Below are 25,778 nucleotides of genomic sequence, written 5' to 3'. Positions count from 1 at the left end.
GAGCCGATCGGCAACATCCCACCCGCCGAGGCCGAGGCGCGCTACTATGAACAACTGAACGAGCTGGCTATGGTCGCCTGAGTCAAACAAAATGGCCTCCAGGATTCCCGGCGCGGTTCAGACAACGTGCGCGGCGAGTGGAGCCTTGTGACCATGGCCTGGAACATCAAGCGGATGTTCGTCCTGGCGGCCACGAATTGAGGCGTGATCGTCTGATTTTGGCACAAACAGGTGCCGTCGAGGGCTGGCCGGGCACGATGGGGCAGGCGATGAGCGTCGGTCGACAAATTCGATCGCTAAAACCACTCCGGCGCCACGCATGCAGATAATTTCAGTCATGGAACGCAAATTCGCCCAAATCTCACTCCGACAGGCTGCTAGGCTCGACAATATCCTTCCGTTTGGCCAAAACCGCCGCAACGGATGGAGGAGTGCATGAGCCAAACTTATGTCGCAGCCGGCGGCCTGCGCGTCGCCGAGGCGCTGCATCGTTTCGTCGAGGCCGAAGCGCTGCCCGGAACCGGGCTCGACTCCGCCGGATTCTGGCAGGGCGTCGGCGCGCTGGTTGGCGAACATGCGGCGCGCAATGCCGAGTTGATGGCCGAGCGCGACCGGCTGCAGGCGGCGATCGACGGCTGGCATCGCACCCATCGGGGCAACCCGGTCGACCGCGCCGCGTATCGGGCGTTCCTGTGCGAGATCGGCTATCTGAAGCCCGAGCCGGCGCCGTTTTCGATCGCGACCGACAACGTCGATGCCGAGATCGCGGCGATCGCCGGGCCGCAGCTCGTGGTGCCGGTGATGAACGCGCGCTATGCGCTCAACGCCGCCAATGCGCGCTGGGGCAGCCTGTACGATGCGCTCTACGGCACCGACGCGATCCCCGAAATCGACGGCCTGGAGCGAGGCAAGGACTACAACCCGAAGCGGGGCGAGGCGGTGATCGCCCGCGCGCGCGCCGGTCTCGATGCCGATTTCCCCCTCGCCTCCGGCAGCCACAAGGATGCGCGCGCCTACCGGGTGCGGGACGGCCATCTCGCCGTCGTGCTGGAGCGCGGCGAGACCGGGCTGAAGGATGCGCGACAGTTCGCCGGGTTTCACGGCGAGGCGGGCTCGCCTACCACGATTTTGCTTCGCCACCACAATCTTCACGTCGAAATCGCGATCGATCCGACGAGCATGATCGGCAAGACCGATCGGGCGGGGGTCGCCGATCTGGTGGTCGAATCCGCGATCACCACGATCATGGACGCCGAGGACAGCGTCGCCGCGGTCGATACCGACGACAAGGTGCTGGTCTATCGCAACTGGCTCGGCCTGATGAAGGGCACTCTGGAAGAGGACGTCGAGAAGGATGGCAAGAGCTTCATCCGCCGCCTTGCCGAGGATCGCGCCTATACCGCGCCGGATGGCGGCACGGTGGTTCTGCCGGGCCGAGCGCTGATGCTGGTGCGCAATGTCGGCCACCATCTCTATACCGATACGGTGCTCGACGGGGCGGGCCGCCCGATTCCCGAGACCATTCTTGACCTCGTGGTGACGTCACTCTGTGCGATTCACGATCTGAAGCGCACCGAAGGGATGCGCAATTCGCGCAAGGGCTCGGTCTATATCGTCAAGCCGAAGCTGCACGGAGCCGACGAGGTCGCCTATGCGGATGCGTTGTTCGCCGCCGCCGAGAAGGTTATGGGCCTGCCGGCGCACACGCTGAAAATGGGCATCATGGACGAGGAACGCCGCACCTCGGCCAATCTCGCCGCCTGCATCGAAGCGGCGAAGCATCGCGTGGTGTTCATCAATACCGGATTCCTCGACCGCACCGGCGACGAGATCCATACGTCGATGGAGGCCGGACCAATGATCCGCAAGGCGGAGATCAAGAACACGCCCTGGATCAAATCCTACGAGGATCGCAATGTCGATATTGGTCTCGCCTCGGGCCTGGCCGGGCGCGCGCAGATCGGCAAGGGCATGTGGGCCGCGCCGGACGCAATGGCGGCGATGCTGGAGCAGAAAATCGCCCAGCCGCGCGCGGGTGCCAATACCGCCTGGGTGCCGTCGCCCACCGCGGCAACCCTGCACGCGCTGCATTATCTCGCGGTCGATGTCGCTGCCCGGCAGAATGAGCTGAAATCGCGCAAAATGGGCACCCTCGATGATCTGTTGACGATTCCGCTCGCCGATCGGCCGAACTGGAAACCCAATGACATTCAGCAGGAACTCGACAATAATGCGCAAGGGATTCTGGGCTATGTGGTGCGCTGGATCGATCAGGGGATCGGCTGTTCCAAGGTGCCGGACATCCACGATGTCGCCTTGATGGAGGATCGGGCGACGCTGCGCATCTCTTCGCAGCATATCGCCAACTGGCTGCATCACGGCATCGTCACGGAAGCGATAGTGATGGACACCATGAAGCGGATGGCGGCGGTGGTCGATCGGCAGAATGCGGACGATCCGGCTTACCGGCCGATGGCGCCGGGTTTCGATGGTGTCGCCTTCAAGGCGGCGTGCGATCTGGTGTTCAAGGGCCGCACCCAGCCGAACGGCTATACCGAATTCATCCTGCATGACCGTCGCCGCGAGGCGAAGGCGGCGGCATAAGCGGATGATCGACCAACCGAGACTTGAAGCCGCCCTTGCGACGATCCGGCCGGTTCTGCCGCCGACGCCGCAGATCGCCTGGCCGCTGCTTGCCGCCCGGACGGGATGCGAAGTCTGGGTCAAGCATGAAAATCACCTGCCGACCGGGGCGTTCAAGGTGCGCGGCGGCGTCGTGCTGCTTGACACGCTATGCCGGGGCACGCGTCCGGCCGGCCTGATCAGCGCGACGCGCGGCAATCACGGCCAGAGCATTGGTTTCGCCGGCCAGCGCGCCGGGATTCCGGTCACCATCGTGGTTCCACACGGCAATTCGCGCGAAAAGAACGACGCGATGCGCGGATTCGGGGTGGAACTCATCGAATCAGGCAATGACTTCGATGCCGCCAGGATCGCCGCCGAACGGCTTGCCGGCGAGCGCGGCCTGATGATGGTGGCATCGTTTCATCCCGAGTTGGTGCGCGGCGTCGCCACCTATGCCTGTGAGCTGTTCGGTGCCGTTGCCGGGCTCGATACCGTCTATGTGCCGATCGGCCTCGGATCGGGGATTTGCGGCACGATCCTGGTGCGGGATCTGCTCGGCCTGCGGACCGAGATCGTCGGTGTCGTTGCCGAGGGGGCGGATGCCTATGCGCGGAGCGTCGAAGCAGGAAGCGTCGTCGAAACGGACCACGCGACCACGATCGCCGACGGGATGGCGGTGCGCGTGCCGAACCGGGATGCGCTCGCGATCATTCAGGCCGGGGCCGCGCGTATCCTTCGCGTCAGCGAGGCGGCGATCCGCGACGCCGTGCGGATGCTGCACGAGACCACGCATAATCTCGCCGAAGGCGCGGGCGCCGCGGGACTCGCGGCATTGCTTGCCGAGCGCGACCGGCAACGCGGCAAGCGCGTCGCGATCGTTCTGTCCGGCGGCAATATCGACCGCGCGGCTTATGCCGAAATTATCGGAGCAACCTGATCTAACCACCGGCGACGGTTTTGACTTCCAGGAAATCCTCAAGCCCGAAGCGTCCGCCCTCGCGGCCGTTGCCCGATTGCTTGTAACCGCCGAACGGGCTGCCTTTCGCGAGGGAGCGGCCATTGACATGGATCATCCCGGCCCGCAGCTTCCGCGCGACGCGCCGGGCTTTTTCCGTGTCCCTGGTGCTGAGATAGGCGGCGAGGCCGTAGGGCGTGTCGTTGGCGATCGCGACGCCGTCATCTTCGGTATCGAAGGGAATGATCGACAGGACGGGGCCGAAAATCTCCTCGCGCGCGATCCGCATGTCGCTATGCACATCGGCGAACACGGTCGGCCTTGCATAGTAGCCGCGATTGAATCCATCCGGCCGGCCCGGTCCGCCCGCGACGAGCCGTGCTCCCTCCTGGATGCCGGCCTCGATCAGACCCTGTACCTTGTCGAACTGGGTTGCGGAGACCAGCGGTCCGATATGGTTGCCCTCTTTCGCCGGATCGCCGACCTCGACCGATTTCGCCGCCGAAGCCGCGATCTCCACGACCCGCTCATAGGCCGGGCGTTCGACCAGCAAACGGGTCGGCGCGTTGCAGGACTGGCCGGTATTTTCCATGCACAGGGTGACGCCGCGCCGCACCATCGCCGGAAGATCGGCGTCGGCGAAGATGAGGTTGGGCGATTTGCCGCCAAGCTCGAGGGTGACCCGCTTGATGGTCTCCGCCGCGTTGCGGGTGATCGCCCGGCCGGCACGGGTCGAGCCGGTAAAGGAGATCATGTCGATGTCGGGATGCGCGGACAGTGCTTCGCCCACGCCGGCCCCGTCGCCGTTGACGAGATTGAAGACGCCCTTGGGAAATCCAGCCTCGTCCATCATTTCGGTGAACAGAATGGCGGACATCGGCGCGATCTCGGAGGGTTTGAGAACCACCGTGCAGCCGACGGCGACCGCGGGGACCACCTTCAGGGTGATCTGGTTCATCGGCCAGTTCCACGGGGTGATCAGACCGCAGACGCCGATCGGCTCGCGCAGGATGCGCTCGTCCGGCGTCGCCGCATTCAGCGCGTGCTCGAATTCGAAGGTCTTCAGCGCATCGAGAAATCCTTCGATATGCCAGGAGCCGGCACCGGTTTGTTCGGACAGGGCGAACGACATCGGCGCGCCCATCTCCATCGAGATCGCCTTCGCCATCTCCTTTGCCCGGCGGTTATAGATCGCGAGCAGATGCTCGATCCGCCTGACGCGTTCGGCAAGCGGCGTCGCGGCCCAGGGCTCGAAGGCAGCGCGGGCGGCGGCGGCGGCACGGTCGACATCCGCCGCCCCGCCCAGCGAAATCACCGCGAAGGGCTGTTCGTCGGCCGGGTTGATGATCCGCTCCTCGCGCGCCGCAGCAGGAGCGACCCATTTGCCGTCGATATAGAAATCGGTCTTGCGGATCATGCGCTCAGAGTCCCCCGAGATTGCTTACGACCAAGATCCGCTGGCGAGGGGCGCACGTCAATATTGCGCCAGTATTTTGTCGCTCGCCGATATCGCCGCCGCCTCGCTTGCGGGATCGAGGCTCCTGGCGAGAACGACATAAACCAAGCTCGCCACCAGAAGCCCCGGCGCCCAGGAAATATCGACGCCGCCAAGCGCCTTCGCGATCGGACCCTCATAGAGGCCGGCGAGGTTGAAGAACGGCACGCTGACGAGGAAGCCTGCCGCGTAGGCAGTGAGACCGCGCCACCCCCAGTCGCCATAGACGCCGTCGCTGCTGAACAGATCGGCAATCGCGTAATGGCCGCGACGGATGAAGAAATAGTCGGTGAGGTTCACCGCGGTCCACGGCACGAGCAGATAGAGCATGATCGACAAGGCGTCATACAGCGCGTTGATCGCATTCGCGGTCAGCGACAGCGAAACCGCGAGCCAGAGTGCGGCGATGAACAGAATGCCGGCGATGCGGATCGCGCGGGTCGGGGCGATCCGGCGCAGCGAATCGATGGCGGTGACCACCGTCAGCATTCCTGAATAGGCGTTAAGCCCCATCGTGGCGGTGAGGGCCGCAACCGATGTCAGGACGAGGAGCGTTCCGAGCCCCGAAAAGACCGCATTGCCCGCCGCATTGGTGGCGACCAGCCCGTCCTGCGCGCCGAGATAGGTGGCGAGCCACGCGCCGAGCGCGATCAGCCAGACCGCGGCGAGCGAGGCGCCGAGATAGACGCTGAGCACGAGGCCGGTGCGGAATTTCGCTCGCGGCAGATAGCGCGTGTAGTCCGAGACATAGGGCGCGTAGGTGATGTTGTAGCTCGCCCCGGCGGCGAATTCGGCGGCGAAGCCGACCCAGTTGAATCCGGCATGGGCCGGCGGCTTGCCCGGCACGTGGCCGGTGGCGATCGCCGCGGTGAGGATCACGTAGAGCGGCAGGCTGATCCAGAACAGGATGCGGAAAATCAGATGCAGCCAGTCATGCCCGTAGATCGCGATCACGATCGCGACGATCGCCAGCGCCAGCGAGACGGTGACGATGCTCCAGCCATACAGATTGTGCAGCCCCTGGCTGAGCAGCACGGTATCGACCACGTTGAAGCCGGCAAAGGTGAACAGCGTGCCGAGCAGGGGAACGATCACGCCGCGATAGCCGAACTGCGCGCGCGACTGGATCATCTGCGGCAGGCCGAGATCCGGCCCCTGACTCGCGTGAAACGCCATGAAGATCGTGCCGAACAGGATGCCGAGCGCGCCGGCGAGTGCCGTGGCGCCGAAGGGCAATCCCATCCCCGGTCCGATGAAGCCGATCGCAATCGTGAAGAACTGAAAATTGCCCAGGAACCAGAACGGTCCCTGGTTGATGACCTTGCCGTGGCGTTCCGCGTCGGGCACGTAGTCGATCGACCTCCGTTCGATCCTGAGCCGCCGCCTTGCGCCGGCGGTATCGATTGCTTCGGTTTGCATTCGGACGTTCTCCTTTATTGGTGCGGGTTCGCGGGTTTTCCCGTCGTGGTTTTGTTGGCTGGTGCCGGCCTTGCGATCGTTCGCGTCAGGTGTCGCCGCACGGCGACAAATGTTCATGAACCGCCCGCCATCCTCCATCGTCCTGGCGCCGGAAAACGATGGTTTCGCGTTCCATTGCCGTTTGCTCGACGCTGTCGGAGATGAGCCGGGTTTCGACGCGATGGGTGAAAATGGCAGTTTCGCCATAGACGCGGACCAGCGGCTCGAAAGATCGGCAGTCCAGGATGCGGAATCCGCTTGCCTCCCAATCGCGCCACAGCGCACGATAGGCGTCGCGAGATTCCAGAAAGCGCGGCGTGGCGTGGAAAATGAACGTTGCCTCGGGGGCGAAGGCGGCGAAATAGCCCTCAGTGTCGTGAGCCGCGAACCGCGCGACCAGGGTGTTTGCGGCTTGCAGCACCTCGTGCTCCGCTTGGCCGTCCATCAGCGTCGCTGCACGCCGGGCAGGATGCAGAGCATCTCATAGGCCAGGTTGGCGCCGGTCAGCGCCGTGGTGCCCAAAGGGTCGTAGGGCGGCGAGACCTCGACCAGATCGGCGCCGACCAGATCGACGCCGTGCAGGCCGCGAATGATCTCCAGCCCCTGCGGCACGGTGAGGCCGCCGATTTCCGGCGTTCCGGTGCCCGGCGCGAAAGCGGGGTCGAGACTGTCGATGTCGAAGCTCAGATAAGCGGGGCCGCGGCCCACACGGGCGCGGATATCCGCCATCATCGGCGCCAGGGAGCGATGCCAGCACTCCTCGGCCTGGATCACCCGGAAACCCTGGTTTCGGCACCAATCGAAATCCTCGGCGGCATAGCCGGTGCCGCGCAGACCGATCTGCACCACCCGCGTACAGTCGAGCAGGCCCTCTTCCACGGCGCGGCGGAACGGCGTGCCGTGATTGATCTTCTCGCCGAACATGGTGTCGTTCACGTCGGCATGGGCGTCGACATGGATCAGCCCGACCGGACCGTATCTGCGGCACATCGCGCGCAGGATCGGCAAGGTGATGGTGTGGTCGCCGCCGAGCGTGACCGGCCGGCAGAAGGAGGCCAGAATCCGGTCATACGCGTGCTCGATCCGGGCGATCGAATCCAGGAGATTGTAGGGATTGATGGCGACATCGCCGAGATCGGCGACTCGGAGACTGTCGAACGGCGCCGCGCGAGTCGCCATGTTGTAGGGGCGCAGAAGCGACGATTCGGCCCGGATCTGCCGAGGGCCGAATCGTGTGCCGGTCCGGTTGGAGGTGCCGAGGTCGAAGGGGATGCCGACGAAACACGCATCCAGCGCGGACGGATCGGATTCCACGGGCAGGCGCATCATCGAGGCGACGCCGCCGCTGCGCGGCATCTCGTTGCCGCTCAATGGCTGCGGGTGCGACGGCAATGTCATATCGTCTGCCATTTTCATCACCTTTCACGATGCACAACGATGTTTATTCCAGAACGATAAGACAAATATCCTGGATAAAAAATTGACATGATGAAATGTTTACATCGATAATTATCGATGTAATCTGCTCGGCCTGATGCTGGGCGATCTATCGGATCTCGATCTGCGCTTTTTGCGAGTGTTCCTGGCGGTTGCCGATGCCGGGGGCGTTTCGTCGGCGCAGTGGACGCTGAATGTCGGCCAGTCCACCATCAGCACGCAGTTGGCGATTCTCGAGACCCGGCTGGGCTATCGGCTGTGCGAGCGCGGGCGCGGCGGCTTTCGGCTGACCGCCAAGGGCGAGCGCTTCGCCGAACTGGCGCGCGGGCTGCTCGGCACGATCGCCGATTTCAATGCCGAGGCGCGCAATCTCGACAAGAAGCTGGTCGGGTCGCTGCGGATCGGCATGATCGGCAACACGCCGCTCAGTCAGAATGCCCGCGTGAGCGAGGCGATCGCCCGATTCCGTCAGCGCGACGAGGCGGTGAAGCTGATCGTCCGCGTCTGTCCGCCGATCGAGCTGGAGGAGGGATTGCTCAGGGGCGATCTCGACGTGGCGATCGGCTATTTCTGGCACCGCGCGCCGACGCTGCAGTTCACGCCGCTGTTCACCGAACAGCATCTGGCCTATTGCGGCAAGGATCATCCGCTGTTTCACCGTGCCGGCCGGATTTCGCCGAACGAAGCGGCGGATCATAGCTGGGCGTGGCGCACCTATCCGCTGCCCGAAGCGCAGATGTCGGCGTCGCCCCGGCGGGTGACCGCCGTGGCCGACAATATGGAAGCGGTGGCCATGCTGGTTCTGTCCGGGCACCATCTTGGCTTCCTGCCCCGGCATTTTTCCAGCCCGCTGGTCGTGGAGGGATTGCTGGCTGCCCTGAATCCCGAAATCATGCACTATGAAGTAACCCTGCATGTGGTGAGCCGGAGACGGTCCGACGACAGCGAGATTACGCGCGCTTTTCTGGACGATCTGTACGCGATCCATCGCGAGGCGCCGCCAGCTTCCTGACTTTTCCGGTTTTGGTGCGATAGTCGAGTATGTGAGGATGAGGAGAGGATCGACGATGGATGAACGAGCGAAGGCGGTACCGACGGTTCGGATCGACAATGGCAGGGTGAAAGCGACCGAATGGGCGTTCGCCCCTGGTGCTGAGACCGGCTGGCACCGGCATGGTCATGATTATGTCGTCGTGCCACTCACCGACGGCGAATTGCTGATCGAGCAGCCGGGCGGGACCAGCGGCACCGCGCGGCTCAGCCGGGGGGTTCCCTATGCGAACGTTATCGGGGTCGAGCACAACGTGGTGAATGCTGGCAGGGAGACGCTGGCGTTTCTGGAGATCGAAATTACCGGGTGAGTTTCTGGAGCGTGACGCGGCATCGCGAAGCGATCCGCAAAGCCATATTGCTTTACGCTGCGGCGAAACGCTGGATGCGCTCGGCCATCGCGGCGACGCCGTTGCCGCGATTGCCGGACAATGCGCCGATCAGCCCCCAATCCTTGAGGAAGGTCGCGGGGGTGGCGCGGATTTCCGTGGGCGAGCGGCCGGAATAGACCTGGAGCAGGAGGGCGACGAGCCCGCTGACGATCGCGGCATCCGACGCCCCGGCGAAATAGAGCTTGCCGTCCCGCGCGCAGGGTTCGAGCCAGACCCGGCTCTGGCAGCCGGGTACCAGCCGGGCGTCGGTCTTCCACGCCTCCGGGAAAGGCGGGAGGGATTGGCCGAGCTCGATGATGAACTGGTAGCGGTCCATCCAGTCGTCGAACAGGAACAATTCGTCGTGCAGCAGCTCGATCGCCTCAGCGGCGCTCGGCTGCGCCGGTTCCAGGAAGGCGATGTCGATCACAGCGTGGTCGCTCATCCTTTGGATGTGCGGTGTGTTGCCTGCCGCGTCAACCTGTCCGTCTTTAAGAGGGGCGCACCAGGCGATGGTGCTTGCGCCCCGCTGAAAGTTTCGCCACCCCGTCGATCAGGTCGACGCGCGAGACCATCTGCGCCTCGTCGGTGATCGGGGCGTCGTTCAGCCGGGCGCCGCCGCCGCGAATGAGGCGCCGTGCCTCGCCGTTGGTCGCCGCCAGCCCGGCGCGAACCAGCAGGGCGAAGGCTGGAATTCCGGCATCGAGATCGGCTTTCGGCACGTCGATTCCGGGCAGGGTTTCCGCGGCCTCGCCTTGTTCGAAAGTGCGCCGTGCCGTCTCGGCCGCATCCTCGGCGGCGGCGCGGCCGTGGCAGAGAGCGGTTGCTTCGGTTGCGAGGATTTTCTTCGCCGCGTTGATCTCAGCGCCGTCGAGCGATTCCAGCCGCGCGATCTCATCAAGTGGCAGATCGGTGAACAGGCGCAGGAACCGGCCGACATCCGCATCCTCGGTGTTGCGCCAGAACTGCCAGTAGTCGAACGGCGAGCGTTTTTCGGCCGAGAGCCACACCGCTCCGGCGGCGCTCTTGCCCATCTTCGCGCCGGATGCCGTCGCGATCAGTGGGGCGGTCAGGCCGAAAACCTGCTTGCCGTCGGTGCGGCGGACCAGGTCGATTCCCTGGACGATATTGCCCCACTGATCCGAGCCGCCCATTTGCAGGGTCACGCCATGGCGGCGGTTCAATTCCCGGAAATCATAGGCCTGGAGAATCGAGTAGTTGAATTCGAGGAAGGTCAGCCCCTGATCGCGTTCCAGCCGGCTGCGCACGGAATCGAAGGACAACATGCGGTTGACGCTGAAGTGCACGCCGACTTCGCGCAGCAGGTCGATATAGGAGAGGCTGAGCAGCCAATCCGCATTATCGACCATGATGGCATCCGACGGGCCGTCGCCGAAGCGCAGATAGGATTCGATATTGCGCCGGATGCCGGCTTTGTTCGCATCGATCTGCGCCGGGGTGAGCAATTGCCGCGCTTCCTCGCGGAACGAAGGATCGCCGATGCGAGTCGTTCCGCCGCCGAGAACGGCGACGGGCTTGTGACCGTATTTCTGCAGAAGACGCAGCATCATGATCTGGATCATGTGTCCGACATGGAGGCTGTCGGCGGTGCAGTCGAAGCCGATATAGCCGGCGACCGGGCTGGCGCCCATCGCGTTGCGCAGACCATCCGTGTCGGTGCACTGGAAAATGAAGCCGCGCGCCTCTGCCTCGCGCAGGAAATCGCTCATCTCGCCGTTCATCGCTGCCAATCCGTTGCCATTAGCCGATGGCCGGGTAGCACGCGGGCGGTTCGGTGCCAATTCGGGGGTCAAGCCGCAAAACATGTATTCTTGCCAGAACCATATTGCTCGCGGATAAGCGCGGTCTCATGTCGATCTTTCCGCATAATGCTGAAATTACAAAACAATGCTTGCCATTGGGTTGATGAGCGGCACGTCGCTCGACGGCGTCGACGCGGCGCTGATCGAAACCGATGGCGAACGCATCGTCCGTTTCGGCCCGACCGCAACCTTGTTTTACGAGGATGCGCTGCGGGTCCGGCTGCGGGCGCTGCTGGACGCGGCCCCCAAGCTTGCAGTCGGCGATCCCGAGGTGGCGCGGCTGTCGCGCATCGTCGCGGACCGCCATGCCGAGGCGGTCGCGCTGCTGGCCAGCCGGGCCGATCTTGTCGGCTTTCACGGCCAGACCATTCTGCACGACCCGGCGAACCGGCGGACCTGGCAGATCGGCGACGCCGCGCATCTCGCGCACAAGACCCGGCTGCCGGTCGCCCATGATTTCCGCTCGGCCGATGTCGCATCGGGCGGCGAGGGTGCGCCGCTGGTTCCGCTGTTTCATGCGGCGCTCGCGGCGGATTTGCCGAAACCGCTGCTGGTCGCGAATATCGGCGGGGTCGCCAATATCACGTTTCTTGGGGCGGATGGCACGATCCTCGCCTGCGATACCGGGCCGGGCAACGGCCCGCTCGATGACTGGGTGCGCAGCCACACCGGCGCCGATTACGACAAGGATGGCGCGCTCGCCGGTTCGGGCCGGGTGCATCGGGATCGGCTCGATGCGCTGATGGCCGATCCGTATTTCGCGCGGCAGGCGCCGAAATCCCTGGACCGCCTGCATTTTTCCGCGCGGATCGCGGTGGCGACGGACGGACTCTCGGTCGAAGACGGTGCGGCGACGTTGGCCGCGTTCACCGCCACCGCGATCGCGGCTGCGCCGATCCCGGTGGTGCCCAAACGCATTCTGGTTTCCGGCGGCGGGCGGCGCAACGCCGCGATCATGGCCGCGCTGCGGGATGGTTTTTCGGTGCCGGTCGAACCGGTAGAGGCGGTCGGCTGGGATGGCGATGCGCTGGAGGCGCAATGTTTCGGCTTTCTGGCGGTGCGGGTAGCGCGCGGATTGCCGCTGTCGCTGCCGACGACGACGGGAGTTGCGCGGCCGATGCCCGGCGGGCGCTTGGCCAAACCCGCTATTCCGGGGGCGTGAGCCGGTTCAGCGGCAGTTGTAAAACATTTCGAAATCGATCCTGTCCGCCGGCTGAAAGCCGTACCGGAAGAACTCATCGCGCGGTCGGGCCGCCAGCCCCGGCGGCAGCGCCGGAAACCTCATCGTGCTGAGCGCGGCGACCATGAAAGGCGTGATGCCGGGCGCCGGATTGTTGAGCGGACGCACGTTTGCAACCCTGCCATCCGGCATGATCTGAAAGGCGGTCACCATCGGCCCGGAACAATAAAGGTTGCGGTCGAGCCCACCGGAACCGAAGAAGTCGAGGAGCCGGCGGTTCACCATCCGGTCATATCGGGCGGCAGTCGGGTCGGTTCGATCCGCCGGATGAACGAGAAGGCCTGAACTTGAATGAGCGCCGTCGGCAAGGTGCCCGGCGGCCGGAGCGGCACCCGCCCGAAGGAGGATAGTGGCCAGACCAGCGAGACAGAGAAGCAATATGCGTCGCATATGCTGAGCTTCCGGCAAATCCTGAATATTCGTCAATCATGGCACCGACTGTGCCAAATGTCTCGCATTGTCACCGAAACGTGACACGGAGTGGGCGTTCCGTCAGGATCGGGCCCTGGCCTTTGTTCGGGAGGCGGAGGATTTCGCCTTTCCGGCCGCGGATTTCGTCGGCGCTGACTTCGCGGCCTTGCTCTGCGCCGCTTTCGCCGCCGGCTTGCGCGGGGCGGCGGGCTTCGCTGCCGCGGCCGGCTTGCCCTTCGCGCCCTTGCGGCCCTTCGGCGCCAGGGTCTTGCCCTTTTCGGCGAGGAGCGAAACCGCCTCGTCCAGGGTGATCTCGCCGAGTTCGGTGCCGCGCGGCAGGTTGGCGACGGTTTTGCCGTGCTGGGCGTAGGGCCCGAAACGGCCCTTTCGTACCATGACCGGCGCGCCGTCCTTCGGGTGCGGGCCGAGATCGCGGATGCCTTCCTGCTTCTTCGCCAGAACCATGACGGCGCGGTTGAGGCCGACGGCGAGAACGTCGTCGTCGCGATCGAGCGAGGCGAAGATCGGCCCCATTTTCACGTAGGGGCCGAAGCGGCCGATGCCGGCCTGGATTTCCTGCCTGGTTTCGGGGTGCATGCCGATAACGCGGGGCAGGGATAGCAGACCGAGCGCCTGTTCCAGCGTCAGATTCTCCCCGTTGACGCCCTTTGGCAGGGCGGCGCGGCGCGGTTTGGCCTTCTTGTCCTCGGGGTCGGGTTCGCCGAGCTGGATATAGAGCCCGTAAGGCCCGCGCCGCAGCGTGACCGGAATCCCGGATGGATCTTCGCCAAGCGTCCTCATGCCGTCGCGCAGCGTGTCGGACTCGTCTTCCGCACCGTTGATCGCGAGTTTGCGGGTATATTGGCACTCGGGATAGTTCGAGCAGCCGATGAAGGCGCCGTAGCGGCCGAGCTTCAGGCCGAGCCTGCCGGTGCCGCAGGCTTGGCAGAGGCGCGGATCGCCGCCATCCTCGCGGATGGGGAAGAAATGCGGGCCGAGTTCCTCGTCGAGCGCCTCGATGACGTCGGAGATTTTCAGGTCTTTCGTTTGATCGACGGCATTGGAGAAATCCGCCCAGAAATCGCGCATCACCTGGCGCCAGTCGAGTTTGCCGTCGGAAACTTCGTCGAGTTTTTCCTCAAGATCGGCGGTGAAGCCGGTATCGACATAGCGGCCGAAGAACGACACCAGGAAGGCGGTGACCAGTCGGCCACGATCTTCCGGGATGAAGCGGCGCGCGTCCATCCGCACGTAATTGCGGTCGCGCAGCACGGTCAGGATCGAGGCGTAGGTCGAAGGCCGGCCGATGCCGAGTTCCTCCATTTTCTTGACCAGCGAGGCTTCGGAATAGCGCGGCGGCGGCTGGGTAAAGTGCTGGTCGGCGGTGATCGCGCCGCGCGTCAGCGGATCGGATTTGACCATCGGCGGCAGCAACCGGCTGTCCTCGTCCTCGGCCGCGTCGTCGAGATCCTCGCGATAGAGCTTCAGGAACCCGTCGAACGCCAGCACCGAGCCGGTGGCGCGCAGGATGGTGCCGGCGGCATCGGCGATGTCGATACTGGTTTGATCCAGTTCGGCCGATTGCATCTGCGAGGCAAGGGCGCGTTTGTAGATGAGGTCGTAGAGGCGGGATTGTTCGGCGTTGAGGTAGCGGGCGGCGCGGTCGGGCGAGAGGGAAAAATCGGTGGGGCGGATCGCCTCATGGGCTTCCTGGGCGTTTTTCGCCCTGGATTGGTATTCGCGCGGCGCGGCGGGGAGATAGTCGGGGCCGAAGGCCGATTTGATCTGGCCGCGCACGGCGGTGATCGCCTCGCGCGCCATTTGCACGCCGTCGGTCCGCATATAGGTGATGAGGCCGACGGTTTCGCCGCCGATTTCCACGCCCTCGTAGAGTTGCTGGGCGGTGCGCATGATCTGCTGGGCGGTCAGATGCAGCTTGCGCGAGGCTTCCTGCTGAAGGGTGGATGTGGTGAATGGCGGGGGCGGGTTGCGGCGGGTGCGCTTTTTCTCGACCGAGGCGACCGAGAAACTGCCGCGCTCGACGGTTTCCCTGGCCCGTTCGGCGGCGTCGCGGTCCGGCAGGTCGAACTGGTCGAGTTTTCTGCCATTCAGGTGGGTGAGCTTGGCGCGGAACGGTGCGCCGCCCGGCGTGGTGAAACCGGCCTCGATGGTCCAGTATTCGCGAGCGCGGAAAACCTCGATCTCGGCTTCGCGCTCGCAAATCAGGCGAAGTGCTACCGATTGCACGCGCCCCGCACTCCTGCTGCCTGGCAGTTTGCGCCAGAGAACCGGCGAGAGGGTGAAACCGACCAGATAATCGAGCGCGCGGCGGGCGAGATAGGCTTCGATCAGCGGGGTGTCGAGCTCACGGGGGGCGCGCATCGCTGCCTGGATCGCCGATTTGGTGATTTCGTTGAAGGTGATGCGCCGGACCGTCTTGCCCTTGAGCATGTGGCGCGATTCCAGCATGGCGCGGACGTGCCAGGAAATCGCCTCGCCTTCGCGGTCCGGGTCGGTGGCGAGATAGAGTGTATCCGCCGTTTTTAACGCCTTGGCGATGGCGGCGACCTGCTTGTCGCCCCGCGCGTCCTCTTCCCAGGACATCGCGAAATCCTCGTCCGGCCGCACGCTGCCGTCCTTGGCCGGCAGGTCGCGGACATGGCCGAACGAGGCGAGCACGGTGAACCCGTCGCCCAGGTATTTGTTGATCGTCTTTGCCTTGGCGGGCGATTCGACAACCACGATGGCGTTCATCAGAGCGCGCGTTCCAATCACGGGGCCAGAAGCAGCCCGACTTTGTTGCCCGGCAGGGTTTCAATCCGCCCGGCGAGTTCCAGTTCCGTCAAGACGGCTGCCAGGACGGAGGCGGAGAACTGGCAGTGCCGGGCAATCTCGTCAACCGGCAGGGGGGCAGCGCACAGCAGATCGGGGACCTGGCGCCGGGCGAGGCGAAGCTCTTGCGGCTCGGGATCGTTGGCTGGCCGGGGCGGTTCGGCGAAGCCCGGCGGGGCGGGGGTTATCCTGGCTCCGGCGAATAGCGCGCCCGGCTGGTCGGGCACGTTGAGCAGCACGTCGGCGGCGGTTTCGGTGAGATGGGCGCCCTGGCGGATCAGATCGTTGCCGCCGCGGGCGCGCGGATCGAGCGGCGAGCCGGGCACCGCGAACAATTCCCGACCGTAATCCAGCGCGTAGCGGGCGGTGAGCAGGCTGCCGGAACGCAGCGCCGCTTCGATCACCACGACACCGAGTGCCAGGCCGGCGATGATCCGGTTGCGCTTCGGGAAATGCCGGGCGAGCGGGGCGGTGCCTGGCGGCGCCTCGGCGACGACGGCGCCGCGTTCGGCGATGCGAGCCTGCAAATCCTTGTGTTCCGGCGGATAGACCACGTCCATGCCGCCGGGAATCGCCGCGATGGTCGCGCCCGCGCGCAAGGCGGCCTCGTGCGCCGCGCCGTCGATCCCGCGCGCGAGGCCGGAGACGATAGGCCGGCCGGACGCGGCGAGTTCGGCGGCGATATCTTCGGCGATGCGCCGCCCGTTGGCCGACGCGTTGCGCGCCCCGACCACCGCGACGATCGGCTTGTGCAGGAGCAATGGATCGCCCTTGACCGCGATCATCGGCGGCGCGTCGGGCAGCAGAGCGAGCAAGGGCGGGTAATCGGCGTCGTTGAGGAAGATCAATCGCGCGCCGAGCCTGGCGTGGCGGTCGAGTTCACGGCGGGCATCGCCGGCGCTCGGGATGGCGGGTGGTTTGGCACGACCGCCGGCGCGGGCGAGGGCAGGTATCGCCTGAAGCGCTTCTTCAGGTGTCGCAAATCTGGCGAGCAGGCGGCGATAGGTTTGCGGACCCACGCCCTCGGTGCGGATCAGGCGGAGTTGAGCGAGGCGATCGGTCACGAGCCGAGCTTGATCCGGGGTTCGGTGCCGGCGCGCAGGCGCTCGATATTGGCGTGGTGCTTATGAAACACCAGAATCGCGATCGGGACGGCGAAAATCGCAACCCGCCAATCGCCGAACAGAAGGGCGATGATCGGCGCTGTGGCGAAGGCAGTGAGGGCGGCAAGGGAAGACATTCGTTTCCAGAACGCCACGGCGAGCCAGACCGCACAGGCGATCAGGCCGACCGGAAACGCTTCGGCAAGCAGGACGCCGAGGCCGACGGCAACGCCCTTGCCGCCCTTGAAGCCCAGCCAGACCGGGTAGAGATGGCCGATGACCGCGAACAGGCCGGCGACGACCGCGATCCAGCGCCCCTCGTTATGGGTGAGGAGAACGGCGAGCACGCCCTTCAAGGCGTCGAGCAGAAGGGTGAGAGCGGCGAGACCCTTGTGCCCAGTGCGCAGCACGTTGGTCGCGCCGATATTGCCGGAGCCGACCTTGCGGATGTCGCCGAGCCCGGCGGTGCGGGTGAGGATCAGCCCGAACGGGATCGAGCCGAGCAGGTAGCCGAGCAGCGCGAAGCCCAAAACGATCATCCGAACACCCGCCTGCCGGCTTTCCAGGTGCCGAGTACCACACCCTCGATCGCGCGGCCGTCGAATGGGGTGTTCTGCGCCTTGCCCGGCAGGTTGCCGGCCTCGATGCGCCAGGAGCGGTCGGGCGCGAACAGACAGAGATCGGCCGGTTTGCCCTTGGCGATCCGCCCGGCATCGAGCCCGAACAGCGCGGCTGGCCTGACGGTAAGCAGCGCAATCGCGGTGCCGAGACCAAGCGCGCCGCTATGGACCTGGGCCAGGGTGATCGCGAGCAGTGTCGCGAGCCCAGCGCCGCCGGGTGCCGCTTCGGCGAAGGGCAGGCGCTTGTCGTCGGCGTCGCGTGGCTGATGATCGGAGGCGATGGCGTCGATCGTGCCGTCGGCCAGCGCTGACACCACGGCGAGCCGGTCCGCTTCGATCCGCAGCGGCGGCGAAAGCTTGGCGTAGGTGCGGAAATCGCCGATCGCGGTTTCGTTGAGGTCGAAATAGGGCGGCGCGGTATCGCACGTCACCGCAAGGCCGCGCTGTTTCGCGTGCCGGATCAGGTCCAGCGCGGCGCCGGTCGAGACATGGGCGAAATGCACGGCGCCGCCGGTCAGTTCGACCAGGGCGATGTCGCGCGCGACCAGCATCGCCTCGGCGCAGACGGGAATGCCGGGAAGGCCCATCAGAGTCGCGCGGGCGCCCTCGGTCGCGGCGCCGTCGGCGAGCGAGGGTTCCTCGGGGTGCTGCACGATCATCGCGCCAAAGCCGCGGGCATATGAAAGCGCACGGCGCATCAGCGCGGCGGGTCCGATCGTCCGCGCGCCGTCGGTAAAGGCGATGGCGCCAGCTTGGCGCAGCAGCCCGTATTCGGCGATGGCCTCGCCCCGGCAGGCGCGGGTCGCGGCGCCATAGGGCGCGAGGGTGATGCGCCCGGTCGCCTCGCCCGCGGCGGCGATCGCCCGGACCAGTGCGGGATCGTCGGTCGCGGGCGCATTGTCCGGCAGCACGGCGATGGTGGTGATGCCGGAGGCATTCGCGGCCACGGCGGCGGAGGCGATGGTTTCGCGGTATTCGAACCCCGGTTCGCCGAGCGAGGCACGGGTATCAACGAGACCGGGACAGAGAATGCAATGTTCGGCAGTGACGATGTCCGCACCGTCGGGACGATCAAGCGAGGCGCCGAAATCGGCCACCACGCCGTCGCGGATCAGCAAGTCGCCAAGCCGATCGTGGCCCGATGCGGGATCGATAATGCGCGCGCCGGCGATCAGCGTGTCACGCATTGGGGGTCGCCGTTCGGGCGAGTACGTCGAGCACCGCCATGCGCACGGCGACGCCCATTTCCACCTGCTCGCGAATCACGGAGCGGGTGGCGTGGTCGGCGATCTGGCTGTCGATTTCCACGCCCCGGTTCATCGGACCGGGATGCATCACCAGCGCATCGGGCCTGGCATGGGCGAGCTTGGCGGCATCCAGCCCGTAAAACGTGAAGAATTCGCGCGCGCTCGGGATCAGCCCGCCGCTCATCCGCTCAGTCTGCAGCCGCAGCGCCATGACAATGTCGGCGCCGCGCAAACCGTCCGCCATGTCGTGATGGATGGTGACCCCGAACTGCTCGATGCCGGACGGAATCAGCGTCGGCGGCCCGACCACGCGGACCGTGCTGCCCATCGCGGTCAGGAGCAGAATGTTCGAGCGTGCGACGCGGGAATGGGCGATGTCGCCGCAGATCGCCACGGTCAGTCCCTCCAGCGTGCCCTTGTGGCGGCGGATGGTCAGGGCGTCGAGCAGCGCCTGGGTCGGGTGTTCGTGCATTCCGTCGCCGGCGTTGATTACGGCGGCATCGACTTTCTGGGCGAGCAGGGCAGGGGCGCCGGAGGATTTATGGCGCACCACCAGAAGATCGCAGTTCATCGCGTTCAGCGTGGCGGCGGTATCGAGCAGGGTTTCGCCCTTGGAAACCGACGAGGTCGAGACCGACATGTTGATCACGTCGGCGCCGAGGCGTTTTCCTGCCAGTTCGAAGCTGGTGCGGGTGCGAGTGCTGTCCTCGAAGAACAGATTGATCAGCGTGCGGCCGCGCAGCACGTCGCGGCGGGTTTTGCCCGAACGGTTGAGCAGGGCGTAGCTCTCGGCAAGATCGAGAAGGGCGGAAATATCGCGCGGGTGAAGCGACTCGATTCCCAGGAGGTGGCGCGTCGGCATCCGCATGGCGGCCTCCATACAACCTGCCGATGCGGGCGCAAAGACCCGCGTTACTGGCTGGCCCAGACGATGCGGTGGATCGCCGCGATCTCGCCCGGCGAGAAGGCGCGCATCGCGTGGTCGGGGTTGAAACTCGCCAGTTCGATGCGCCTTGCCGTGCGCCGGGCGAGCAGCTTGGCCATCACCTCGCCGGAACGGGTGCGCGCCACCACCCGGTCGCCGGCGCGGACCGGAGCGGACGGCGAGACGATGATGACATCGCCCGCGCGGTAGACCGGCTCCATCGAGTCGCCTTGAATGGTCAATCCATAGGCGAGCGGATCGTCGGCCAACCCGGCATTAGCGCTCGGCAGGTCGATCTGCTCCCAACCCGCACCGGCAGGGTAGCCGGCATCGTCGAAAAAACCGTCCTGCCCGGCCTGGGCGAGGCCGATCAGCGGGATGGTGCTGCGCTTCACGCGCTCCATTCGGGAATGCGCCAAGCTTCGGCTGCCGCGCACCAGGGCGGCGAAAGCGTCGAAACTGGCGCCTGTCGCGGCGAGGATTTTCGCGATGCTCTCGGTCGAGGGCCAGCGCAGCCTGCCGTCTTCGGCGCGCCGCTTGGAGGGATTGAAACTGGTGGGATCGAGCCCGGCGCTGCGCGCAAGGCCGGAGGTGGAGAGCCCCCGCTCGGCTGCCAGCGTATCGATCGCGCGCCAGATATCATCGTGTCGCATGACGTTGATCTTAACGGATTCATCGGAATTGGGAAGAGAAAATAGGAAAAAACTCCGTTTTTCTCTTGCGGGAACCACAACCTCAGGTTAACATGTTCATGTTTTGTTCACTTTGGAGGCGCACATGCCGTTCGATATGACGACCAGGGAAGCCGGTTCCGGGGAAACGGTTCCCGCTCGCCCCGAGATCAAGCCGTTCGCCTCGGCGGAACGTGCCTGGCTCTGGGCGGCGGGGTGCCTCGCGGCGCGCCGGGCAGGCCAGCCGGCGCCGCGCGACCCGGCAATGCCCTGCACGCCCGAAACCATCCTGCTTCGGCTGGATCGGCTTTACCGGGCGCGCCGGATCGATCTGGTTCACGTCCGCATCCTGCGCCGCTGGGGCGATCGGGGCCGTGCGCCCGACCCGAGGCGCGGCGGCGACCGCAACGATTGGCGGCAATGGCGCGCCGCACTCGCCGAACTGGAGGACGTGCTGCGCGAGCTGGGCATCGTTGCCGGTTTCGAGATTGTTCCGAATTCGCTGGGACGCGAAAATTTTTGCCGAAAAATAGGATTATAGTCATAAATCTCATGAGACCATCCGATCAAACCCTCGAATTTCCCCCTTCCCACCAACAAGGAGACCGACCCATGGCTTTCACTCTGCGCAACCTGTCCGTCCTCGCCTACGCCAACGGCTTCACCTTCTGGCACTATCGTGCCGGCGAGGAGGCTCTGACCGGGCTCGATCGGAGCGATTTCTTCGCCGAGGCCGGTGATCTGTTGTCGCCCGGCGATATCCTGATGGCGTCCGGCGAGGCCGGCGCGCGGATCGGCGTGATCGCGCGCCAGAACCACAGCCTCGTGCTCGCGGCGCTCTGACCAGAAACCTCGGCCATGTCCGGTGGCGGCGCCGGCCGCCATCGGATGGATTTCTTGCCAACTCTTTCGTGAATGCCGGGATTCGGGTTTGATTAAGCCGGTAACCATCCCACATGACCGGCGGCGGTCAGGCATAGGGAGAGTTCGGTTTTGCGTTCGCGAGAATCGATAGGCCGCTGGCGCGGCGCGGCGCGATGGATGGCACGACGGGCTGGCTGGATGGCGCCGCTGGGGCTCGGCGGCTGTTCGATCCGGCAATTTCCCCTGTTCGACCCGGCGGGGCCGATCTCCGGCGCGGAACTGCGGTTCACCATCATCGACGTGGTTGTGGTGCTGTGCATCATTCTGCCGACCACGGTGGCGATCTGCCTGTTCATGTGGCGCTACCGCCGGTCACGCAATGCGGCCTATGACGCAACCTGGTCGCGCTCGATTCCGTTCGAAATCGCGATGTGGGGGATTCCGCTCGCGATCGTCGCTCTGCTCGCCTATTTCTCCTTGCAGGGCACGTTCGAGGTCAACCCCTATGAACCCGGCGCCCTGGCGCACCGGGCGGCGGGACGACGCGCGCTGACCATCAATGTCATCGCCACCGACTGGCAGTGGCTGTTCGTCTATCCGAAACAGCACATCGCGATGGTCGATGATTTGGTGATCCCGGCCGGGCGCGATATCCGGTTCCGCCTGACCTCAACCAGCGTGGTGAACGATTTCTACATTCCCCAGTTGATCGGCATGATCGACGTGATGCCGGGGATGCGGACCAAGGATATCACCCGCGTCAGGCGACGCGGAACCTATGAGGGATTTTCCGCCGATCTCAGCGGCGCGGGTTTCTCGTGGATGCGGTTTCCCACCCATGTGGTGTCGGCCGCTGCGTTCCGGGATTTCGTGGCAAAGATTCAGGCGAAGCATGGGAACCTGACCTACGCCCGGTTCGAGCGCTTGGCGCGGCCGACGATCAATCTCGATGAAAAGCCGGCATTCTTTCCGGCCGTGGCGCCGCATCTGTTCGGCCGAATCGTGGCGGCCGCGCTGCACGGCAAGACCTATACGACACCCGAGCATCTGACCGCGCATATGGCGGAGAATGCGCGGCACCATGCGCCCTATCTCGAGCAAGCCGTCAACCGCCATTAAGCTGGGAGAGACCGCGACGTGTCCCTTGTTCACCTTCAAGGTTCCTGGACACCATGGCTCGGCCGGCTGACGCTTTCGGTGATTCTCTATCATAACGGGATTGTCGACGGCGCCTTTGTGTTCGCTGCCGTCACCGGGATCGTGATCCTTGGCGTCATCACCTATTATCGCAAATGGGGCTATCTGATCCGCGAGTGGATCACCTCGCTCGATCACAAGAAAATCGGCGTGATGTATATTCTCATCGGCCTGGTGATGATGTTTCGCGGCTTCATCGACGCGCTGATGATCCGCACCCAGCAGATGATGGCCGACGGGCCCGATTCGCCGGGGCATCTGCAGGCGCTGCATGGGTATCTGCCGCCCTATCATTTCGATCAGATCTACAGCTCGCACGGCACGATCATGATTCTGTTCGCGGTCACGCCGATCCTGGTGGGGCTGATGAACCTCATCGTTCCGCTACAGATCGGCGCGCGCGACATGGCGTTTCCCTACCTGAACGCGGTGAGCCTGTGGCTGACCGCGGCCGGCGCCGGGCTGGTGATGGCCTCGCTGTTCATCGGCGATTTTTCCCATGCCGGCTGGATCGGGCTGATCCCGCTGACCGAACTTCCCTACAGTCCCGGCGTCGGCGTCGATTACTGGATGTGGGCGATTCAGATCGGCAGCGTGGGCACCACGCTGGGAACCGTAAACCTGATCGCGACGATCGTGAAAATGCGCGCCCCCGGCATGACCTGGTTCCGTATGCCGATCTTCACCTGGACCGCGCTGAGCACCAACATCATCGGGCTGACCGCGTTTCCGGTGCTCGGCGTGGCGCTCGCGCTGCTTGGCTGCGACCGTTATCTGGGCACCCATTTCTACACGGCCGGACTTGGCGGCAATCTGATGCTGTTTACCGATCTGTTCTGGATCTGGGGCCATCCCGAGGTCTATTTTCTGGTGCTTCCCGCATTCGGCATCATTTCAGAGATCATACCGACATTTTCCGAACGGCCCCTGTTCGGTTACATCACCATGGTCGCCGCGACATTTGCGATCGCGGGGATTTCCTGGTCGGTCTGGCTGCACCATTTTTTCACCATGGGCGCGGGACCGGACGTGAACGGATTTTTCAGCGTCGCGACCATGCTGGTCGGCATTCCGACCGGCGTGAAGGTGTTCAACTGGGCATTTACCCTCTATCGCGGCAGGCTGCGGTTCGACACGCCGATGCTCTGGGCGGTCGGCGCGGTGTTTCTGCTGCTGGTCGGCGGTTTGACCGGCATGATGCTGGCGATTCCGCCGATCAATTACACCATCCATAACAGCGTGTTTGTGGTGGCGCATTTCCACTGCATGGTCCTGGTGGTCGCGTTCTCGATTTTCGGCGCGATCGCCTACTGGTTCCCGAAAGTGTTCGGCTTCCGGCTCGACGAGCATAACGGCAAGCGCGTCTTTGCCTGCTTCTCGCTCGGCACGTTCCTGGTCTTTGCCGCGATGTTCGCGCTCGGTTTCATGGGAATGACAAGGCGTCTCGACTATCTCGCCGACCCGCACTGGAAGCCGCTGCTGATCGTCGAGGAGATCGGGGTGTTTTTCTATTGCGTCGCCTGTTATTACTTTTTCAGGATGCTCCACGTCAGCATCCGCGACCGGGCGAAGAATCGGGTGGGCGCCGATGCCTGGGGCACCGGACGGTCGCCTGAATGGATCGCGCGGTCGCCCGTGCCGTTCTATAATTTCGCGGCCACGCCGCATTTCAATGCGCTTGACGAAGCCGCATGGCGGCGCGGACAGGGTCTGTCGGATGTCGCTCCGCGGGACTACGAACCGATCGCCACACCGAAAAACACCATCGCGCCGCCGCTGATCGGGGCGCTGGCGTTCGGCTTCGGCTTCGGGATGGTCTGGCGGATCTGGTGGATGGCCGGCCTCAGTCTGATCGCGATCATCGGGGTGGTGATCCTGCGGTCTTTCGCGACCGAAACGGAGCATGTGATTTCGGCGGAGCAGATCAGGAGCATGGAAACGACGGGGTCGAGCGTGGGAATCGTGACCGATCACATCAGTCCGCCGGTCGCCGAGGCGGAGGCGTTCCTGTGAGCGGCGCGCAGCCTGTCCTGTGGCTGCCGGGCGGCGAGGAGCACGATCCCATCGCCAACAAAACTTTCGGGTTCTGGCTGTACATGATGAGCGACGCGCTGATTTTCGCGGCGCTGTTCGCGGCCTATGGGGTGCTCGACCACAGGTTCAACGCGGCGGGCGGCGCCACGGCGCGGCAGGTCGCGCATCCGGTCGATGCGTTCTGGCAGACGCTCGCGGTGTTTGCCAGCGTGTTGGCCTACAGCCTCGCGATGGTGAAGCTGAAGGCCGGGAGTCGCCTTGGCGTTCTGCTCGGGCTTGGCGCCGCGGCGCTGCTGGGTCTGGTGTTCATCGGGCTGGAAATCGCCGATTTCGCCAGCCTGATCGGGCAGGGAATCACGCCCGAGCGCAGCGGGTTCCTGTCGATGTTCTTCGTTCTGGTCGCGGTCCACGGGTTGCACATGCTGTTCGGTCTGTTGTGGATCGCGGTGATGATGGCGCAGGTCGCGCTGAAGGGTTTCACCACCGAGGTGGTCACCCGGCTGCTCACCCTGCGGCTGTTCTGGACGTTCCAGGCGTCGATCTGGGTCTGCGTGTTCGTATTCGTCTATCTGAGGGGGGCGTTCTGATGCCGGCTCATTCGACCGATCCGCTGCTGCATCCCGAGGTGCGACAGGCGAGCATCCTGGCCTATGGCGCTGGATTTGTCGCCTCCACCGTGTTCATGGCGATCGCGCTGGTCATCACGCTGGGCCGGGTTCTGCCTTATCTCGGCCTGCTGGCGGCGATTTCGGCGCTTGCGATGCTCGCCCTGCTGGCGCAGGTCGTGTTGCTGTTCCGGCTCGATCTGTCGGAAACCCAGCTCTGGAAAACGGTTTCGCTGGCCCTGGTGATTCCGCTGTTCGTTCTGTCGATCGGGCTGACCGGCTGGATGTTTCACACGCTGTATCCGCGCACCATGCTGCATTTCATGGCGGTGCAGGGCAGCGGCTCGATGATGTAGAGGCAGGCGTCGCGATCGGGCCATTGCCCAAACCCCTTCGAGCCCTTACCGGATCGGCGGCTTGAGAGGGTGAACGATGCGGATCTTGGTTCTGGGCGACGTGGTTGGGCGGACCGGGCGCGAGTCGGTGGCGGCGGCGCTGCCGAAACTGCGGCGCGATCTGGCGATCGACCTCGCGGTGGTGAACGGCGAAAATGCCTCCCACGGCTTCTGGTATTGGCGTCGATCTATGATGGTGTTCAGCGCAGTGAGGCGGCGCGGATCCGCGGTGACATGGCGAACTCCTCCCGTGCGCCAGCCATCGAATCATAAAAGCCCGATTCGGTCATGTCTAAGCCGAAGTTTTCACTTTGAAACTGCTTGAACGCATTGGGTGGCTTGGGATAGCGCGGTTTTATATTTGAATGATGTGTCCATACATTGGGCTTGCGGCGCGACTCGAGTTGTGATTCCCTGGCG

At 64.8% G+C, this 25,778-nt stretch carries 26 protein-coding genes and 1 pseudogene; 13 read left to right on the top strand and 14 right to left on the bottom strand.

What is annotated here, in order from left to right:
• Positions 1 to 435: 435 nt before the first annotated feature.
• The gene (locus tag L2A60_RS16700; protein ID WP_235705587.1) at positions 436 to 2,604 is read left to right on the top strand and encodes a malate synthase G; all 2,169 of its coding nucleotides are present in this window, start codon (positions 436 to 438) and stop codon (positions 2,602 to 2,604) included.
• 4 nt (positions 2,605 to 2,608) lie between these two features.
• Entirely contained in the window at positions 2,609 to 3,562 is a 954-nt protein-coding gene (locus L2A60_RS16695; RefSeq protein WP_235705586.1) for a threonine dehydratase, read from the top strand.
• Between the two features lies 1 nt (position 3,563).
• Here L2A60_RS16695 and L2A60_RS16690 read toward each other — a convergent pair whose 3' ends face one another.
• The 4 genes from L2A60_RS16690 to speB form a co-directional block, all read right to left on the bottom strand.
• Positions 3,564 to 4,997 (bottom strand): aldehyde dehydrogenase family protein, encoded by a 1,434-nt coding sequence (locus tag L2A60_RS16690; protein ID WP_235705585.1) that lies wholly within the window; start codon positions 4,995 to 4,997, stop codon positions 3,564 to 3,566.
• 57 nt (positions 4,998 to 5,054) lie between these two features.
• On the bottom strand, positions 5,055 to 6,494 hold the full coding sequence (locus L2A60_RS16685; protein ID WP_235705584.1) for a purine-cytosine permease family protein: 1,440 nt from the start codon (positions 6,492 to 6,494) through the stop codon (positions 5,055 to 5,057).
• Between the two features lie 85 nt (positions 6,495 to 6,579).
• Entirely contained in the window at positions 6,580 to 6,978 is a 399-nt protein-coding gene (locus L2A60_RS16680; RefSeq protein ID WP_235705583.1) for a YybH family protein, read from the bottom strand.
• Complete coding sequence (speB, locus tag L2A60_RS16675) at positions 6,978 to 7,943, bottom strand: agmatinase (RefSeq protein ID WP_235705582.1); 966 nt, start codon at positions 7,941 to 7,943, stop codon at positions 6,978 to 6,980. Before speB ends, L2A60_RS16680 begins: the two co-directional genes overlap by 1 nt.
• A 124-nt stretch (positions 7,944 to 8,067) precedes the next feature.
• Here speB and L2A60_RS16670 point away from each other — a divergent pair, with 124 nt between their 5' ends.
• Together L2A60_RS16670 and L2A60_RS16665 are read left to right on the top strand one after the other, a co-directional pair.
• On the top strand, positions 8,068 to 8,982 hold the full coding sequence (locus tag L2A60_RS16670; protein ID WP_235705581.1) for a LysR family transcriptional regulator: 915 nt from the start codon (positions 8,068 to 8,070) through the stop codon (positions 8,980 to 8,982).
• 55 nt (positions 8,983 to 9,037) lie between these two features.
• Positions 9,038 to 9,331, top strand: a complete 294-nt coding sequence (locus L2A60_RS16665; RefSeq protein WP_235705580.1) for a cupin domain-containing protein — start codon at positions 9,038 to 9,040, stop codon at positions 9,329 to 9,331.
• Between the two features lie 52 nt (positions 9,332 to 9,383).
• Here the strand turns inward: L2A60_RS16665 and L2A60_RS16660 are convergent, their stop codons facing one another.
• Together L2A60_RS16660 and tyrS are read right to left on the bottom strand one after the other, a co-directional pair.
• The gene (locus L2A60_RS16660; protein ID WP_235705579.1) at positions 9,384 to 9,836 is read right to left on the bottom strand and encodes a SufE family protein; all 453 of its coding nucleotides are present in this window, start codon (positions 9,834 to 9,836) and stop codon (positions 9,384 to 9,386) included.
• A 46-nt stretch (positions 9,837 to 9,882) separates the two neighbouring features.
• Positions 9,883 to 11,133, bottom strand: a complete 1,251-nt coding sequence (gene tyrS, locus L2A60_RS16655) for a tyrosine--tRNA ligase (protein ID WP_235705578.1) — start codon at positions 11,131 to 11,133, stop codon at positions 9,883 to 9,885.
• 166 nt (positions 11,134 to 11,299) lie between these two features.
• Between tyrS and L2A60_RS16650 the strand changes: the two genes are divergently transcribed.
• A complete protein-coding gene (locus tag L2A60_RS16650; RefSeq protein ID WP_235705577.1) occupies positions 11,300 to 12,376 on the top strand; it encodes an anhydro-N-acetylmuramic acid kinase in 1,077 nt (358 codons plus the stop codon).
• A gap of 6 nt (positions 12,377 to 12,382) precedes the next feature.
• Here L2A60_RS16650 and L2A60_RS16645 read toward each other — a convergent pair whose 3' ends face one another.
• On the bottom strand, positions 12,383 to 12,679 hold the full coding sequence (locus L2A60_RS16645) for a hypothetical protein (protein WP_235705576.1): 297 nt from the start codon (positions 12,677 to 12,679) through the stop codon (positions 12,383 to 12,385).
• 66 nt (positions 12,680 to 12,745) lie between these two features.
• Between L2A60_RS16645 and L2A60_RS16640 the strand changes: the two genes are divergently transcribed.
• Positions 12,746 to 12,928, top strand: coding sequence for a hypothetical protein (locus L2A60_RS16640; RefSeq protein WP_235705575.1), 183 nt, complete (start codon positions 12,746 to 12,748; stop codon positions 12,926 to 12,928).
• Between the two features lie 18 nt (positions 12,929 to 12,946).
• Here L2A60_RS16640 and topA read toward each other — a convergent pair whose 3' ends face one another.
• The 6 genes from topA to L2A60_RS16610 are packed head-to-tail and all read right to left on the bottom strand — an operon-like array spanning position 12,947 to position 20,245.
• A complete protein-coding gene (gene topA / locus L2A60_RS16635) occupies positions 12,947 to 15,619 on the bottom strand; it encodes a type I DNA topoisomerase (RefSeq protein WP_235705574.1) in 2,673 nt (890 codons plus the stop codon).
• A gap of 17 nt (positions 15,620 to 15,636) precedes the next feature.
• Positions 15,637 to 16,761 carry a DNA-processing protein DprA gene (gene dprA, locus L2A60_RS16630; protein WP_235705573.1) on the bottom strand — a complete coding sequence of 375 codons (1,125 nt, stop codon included), beginning with the start codon at positions 16,759 to 16,761 and terminating at the stop codon, positions 15,637 to 15,639.
• Entirely contained in the window at positions 16,758 to 17,339 is a 582-nt protein-coding gene (gene plsY, locus L2A60_RS16625) for a glycerol-3-phosphate 1-O-acyltransferase PlsY (RefSeq protein ID WP_235705572.1), read from the bottom strand. Before plsY ends, dprA begins: the two co-directional genes overlap by 4 nt.
• Positions 17,336 to 18,607: a dihydroorotase gene (locus L2A60_RS16620; protein ID WP_235705571.1), complete on the bottom strand. Its 1,272-nt coding sequence runs from the start codon at positions 18,605 to 18,607 to the stop codon at positions 17,336 to 17,338. Before L2A60_RS16620 ends, plsY begins: the two co-directional genes overlap by 4 nt.
• Positions 18,600 to 19,535, bottom strand: coding sequence for an aspartate carbamoyltransferase catalytic subunit (locus tag L2A60_RS16615; RefSeq protein ID WP_235705570.1), 936 nt, complete (start codon positions 19,533 to 19,535; stop codon positions 18,600 to 18,602). Before L2A60_RS16615 ends, L2A60_RS16620 begins: the two co-directional genes overlap by 8 nt.
• A 44-nt stretch (positions 19,536 to 19,579) precedes the next feature.
• On the bottom strand, positions 19,580 to 20,245 hold the full coding sequence (locus tag L2A60_RS16610) for a S24 family peptidase (RefSeq protein WP_235705569.1): 666 nt from the start codon (positions 20,243 to 20,245) through the stop codon (positions 19,580 to 19,582).
• 124 nt (positions 20,246 to 20,369) lie between these two features.
• Between L2A60_RS16610 and L2A60_RS16605 the strand changes: the two genes are divergently transcribed.
• From L2A60_RS16605 to L2A60_RS16575, 7 genes and pseudogenes are all read left to right on the top strand, one after another.
• The gene (locus L2A60_RS16605; RefSeq protein WP_235705568.1) at positions 20,370 to 20,804 is read left to right on the top strand and encodes a hypothetical protein; all 435 of its coding nucleotides are present in this window, start codon (positions 20,370 to 20,372) and stop codon (positions 20,802 to 20,804) included.
• Between the two features lie 71 nt (positions 20,805 to 20,875).
• Positions 20,876 to 21,106, top strand: a complete 231-nt coding sequence (locus tag L2A60_RS16600) for a hypothetical protein (protein ID WP_235705567.1) — start codon at positions 20,876 to 20,878, stop codon at positions 21,104 to 21,106.
• A 198-nt stretch (positions 21,107 to 21,304) separates the two neighbouring features.
• Positions 21,305 to 22,246 carry a cytochrome c oxidase subunit II gene (locus L2A60_RS16595; protein WP_235705566.1) on the top strand — a complete coding sequence of 314 codons (942 nt, stop codon included), beginning with the start codon at positions 21,305 to 21,307 and terminating at the stop codon, positions 22,244 to 22,246.
• 18 nt (positions 22,247 to 22,264) lie between these two features.
• The gene (locus L2A60_RS16590; RefSeq protein WP_235705565.1) at positions 22,265 to 24,337 is read left to right on the top strand and encodes a cbb3-type cytochrome c oxidase subunit I; all 2,073 of its coding nucleotides are present in this window, start codon (positions 22,265 to 22,267) and stop codon (positions 24,335 to 24,337) included.
• Positions 24,334 to 24,945, top strand: coding sequence for a cytochrome c oxidase subunit 3 (locus L2A60_RS16585; RefSeq protein ID WP_235705564.1), 612 nt, complete (start codon positions 24,334 to 24,336; stop codon positions 24,943 to 24,945). Before L2A60_RS16590 ends, L2A60_RS16585 begins: the two co-directional genes overlap by 4 nt.
• Entirely contained in the window at positions 24,945 to 25,319 is a 375-nt protein-coding gene (locus tag L2A60_RS16580) for a hypothetical protein (RefSeq protein WP_235705563.1), read from the top strand. The genes L2A60_RS16585 and L2A60_RS16580 overlap by 1 nt, the downstream gene beginning before the upstream one ends.
• A gap of 76 nt (positions 25,320 to 25,395) precedes the next feature.
• Positions 25,396 to 25,530: pseudogene (locus tag L2A60_RS16575) on the top strand (YmdB family metallophosphoesterase); the annotation flags it as partial.
• A gap of 28 nt (positions 25,531 to 25,558) precedes the next feature.
• On the opposite strand, the gene L2A60_RS16570 reads toward L2A60_RS16575, so the two are convergent.
• The coding region (locus L2A60_RS16570; RefSeq protein WP_235705588.1) for a hypothetical protein at positions 25,559 to 25,778 on the bottom strand (220 nt) is incomplete at its 5' end.

Origin of the sequence: Acidiphilium iwatense, assembly GCF_021556475.1 — a bacterium.
Lineage (GTDB): Bacteria > Pseudomonadota > Alphaproteobacteria > Acetobacterales > Acetobacteraceae > Acidiphilium > Acidiphilium iwatense.
Note: the sequence above shows the minus strand (reverse complement) of the source record. Positions and strands in the feature narration are given on the sequence as shown.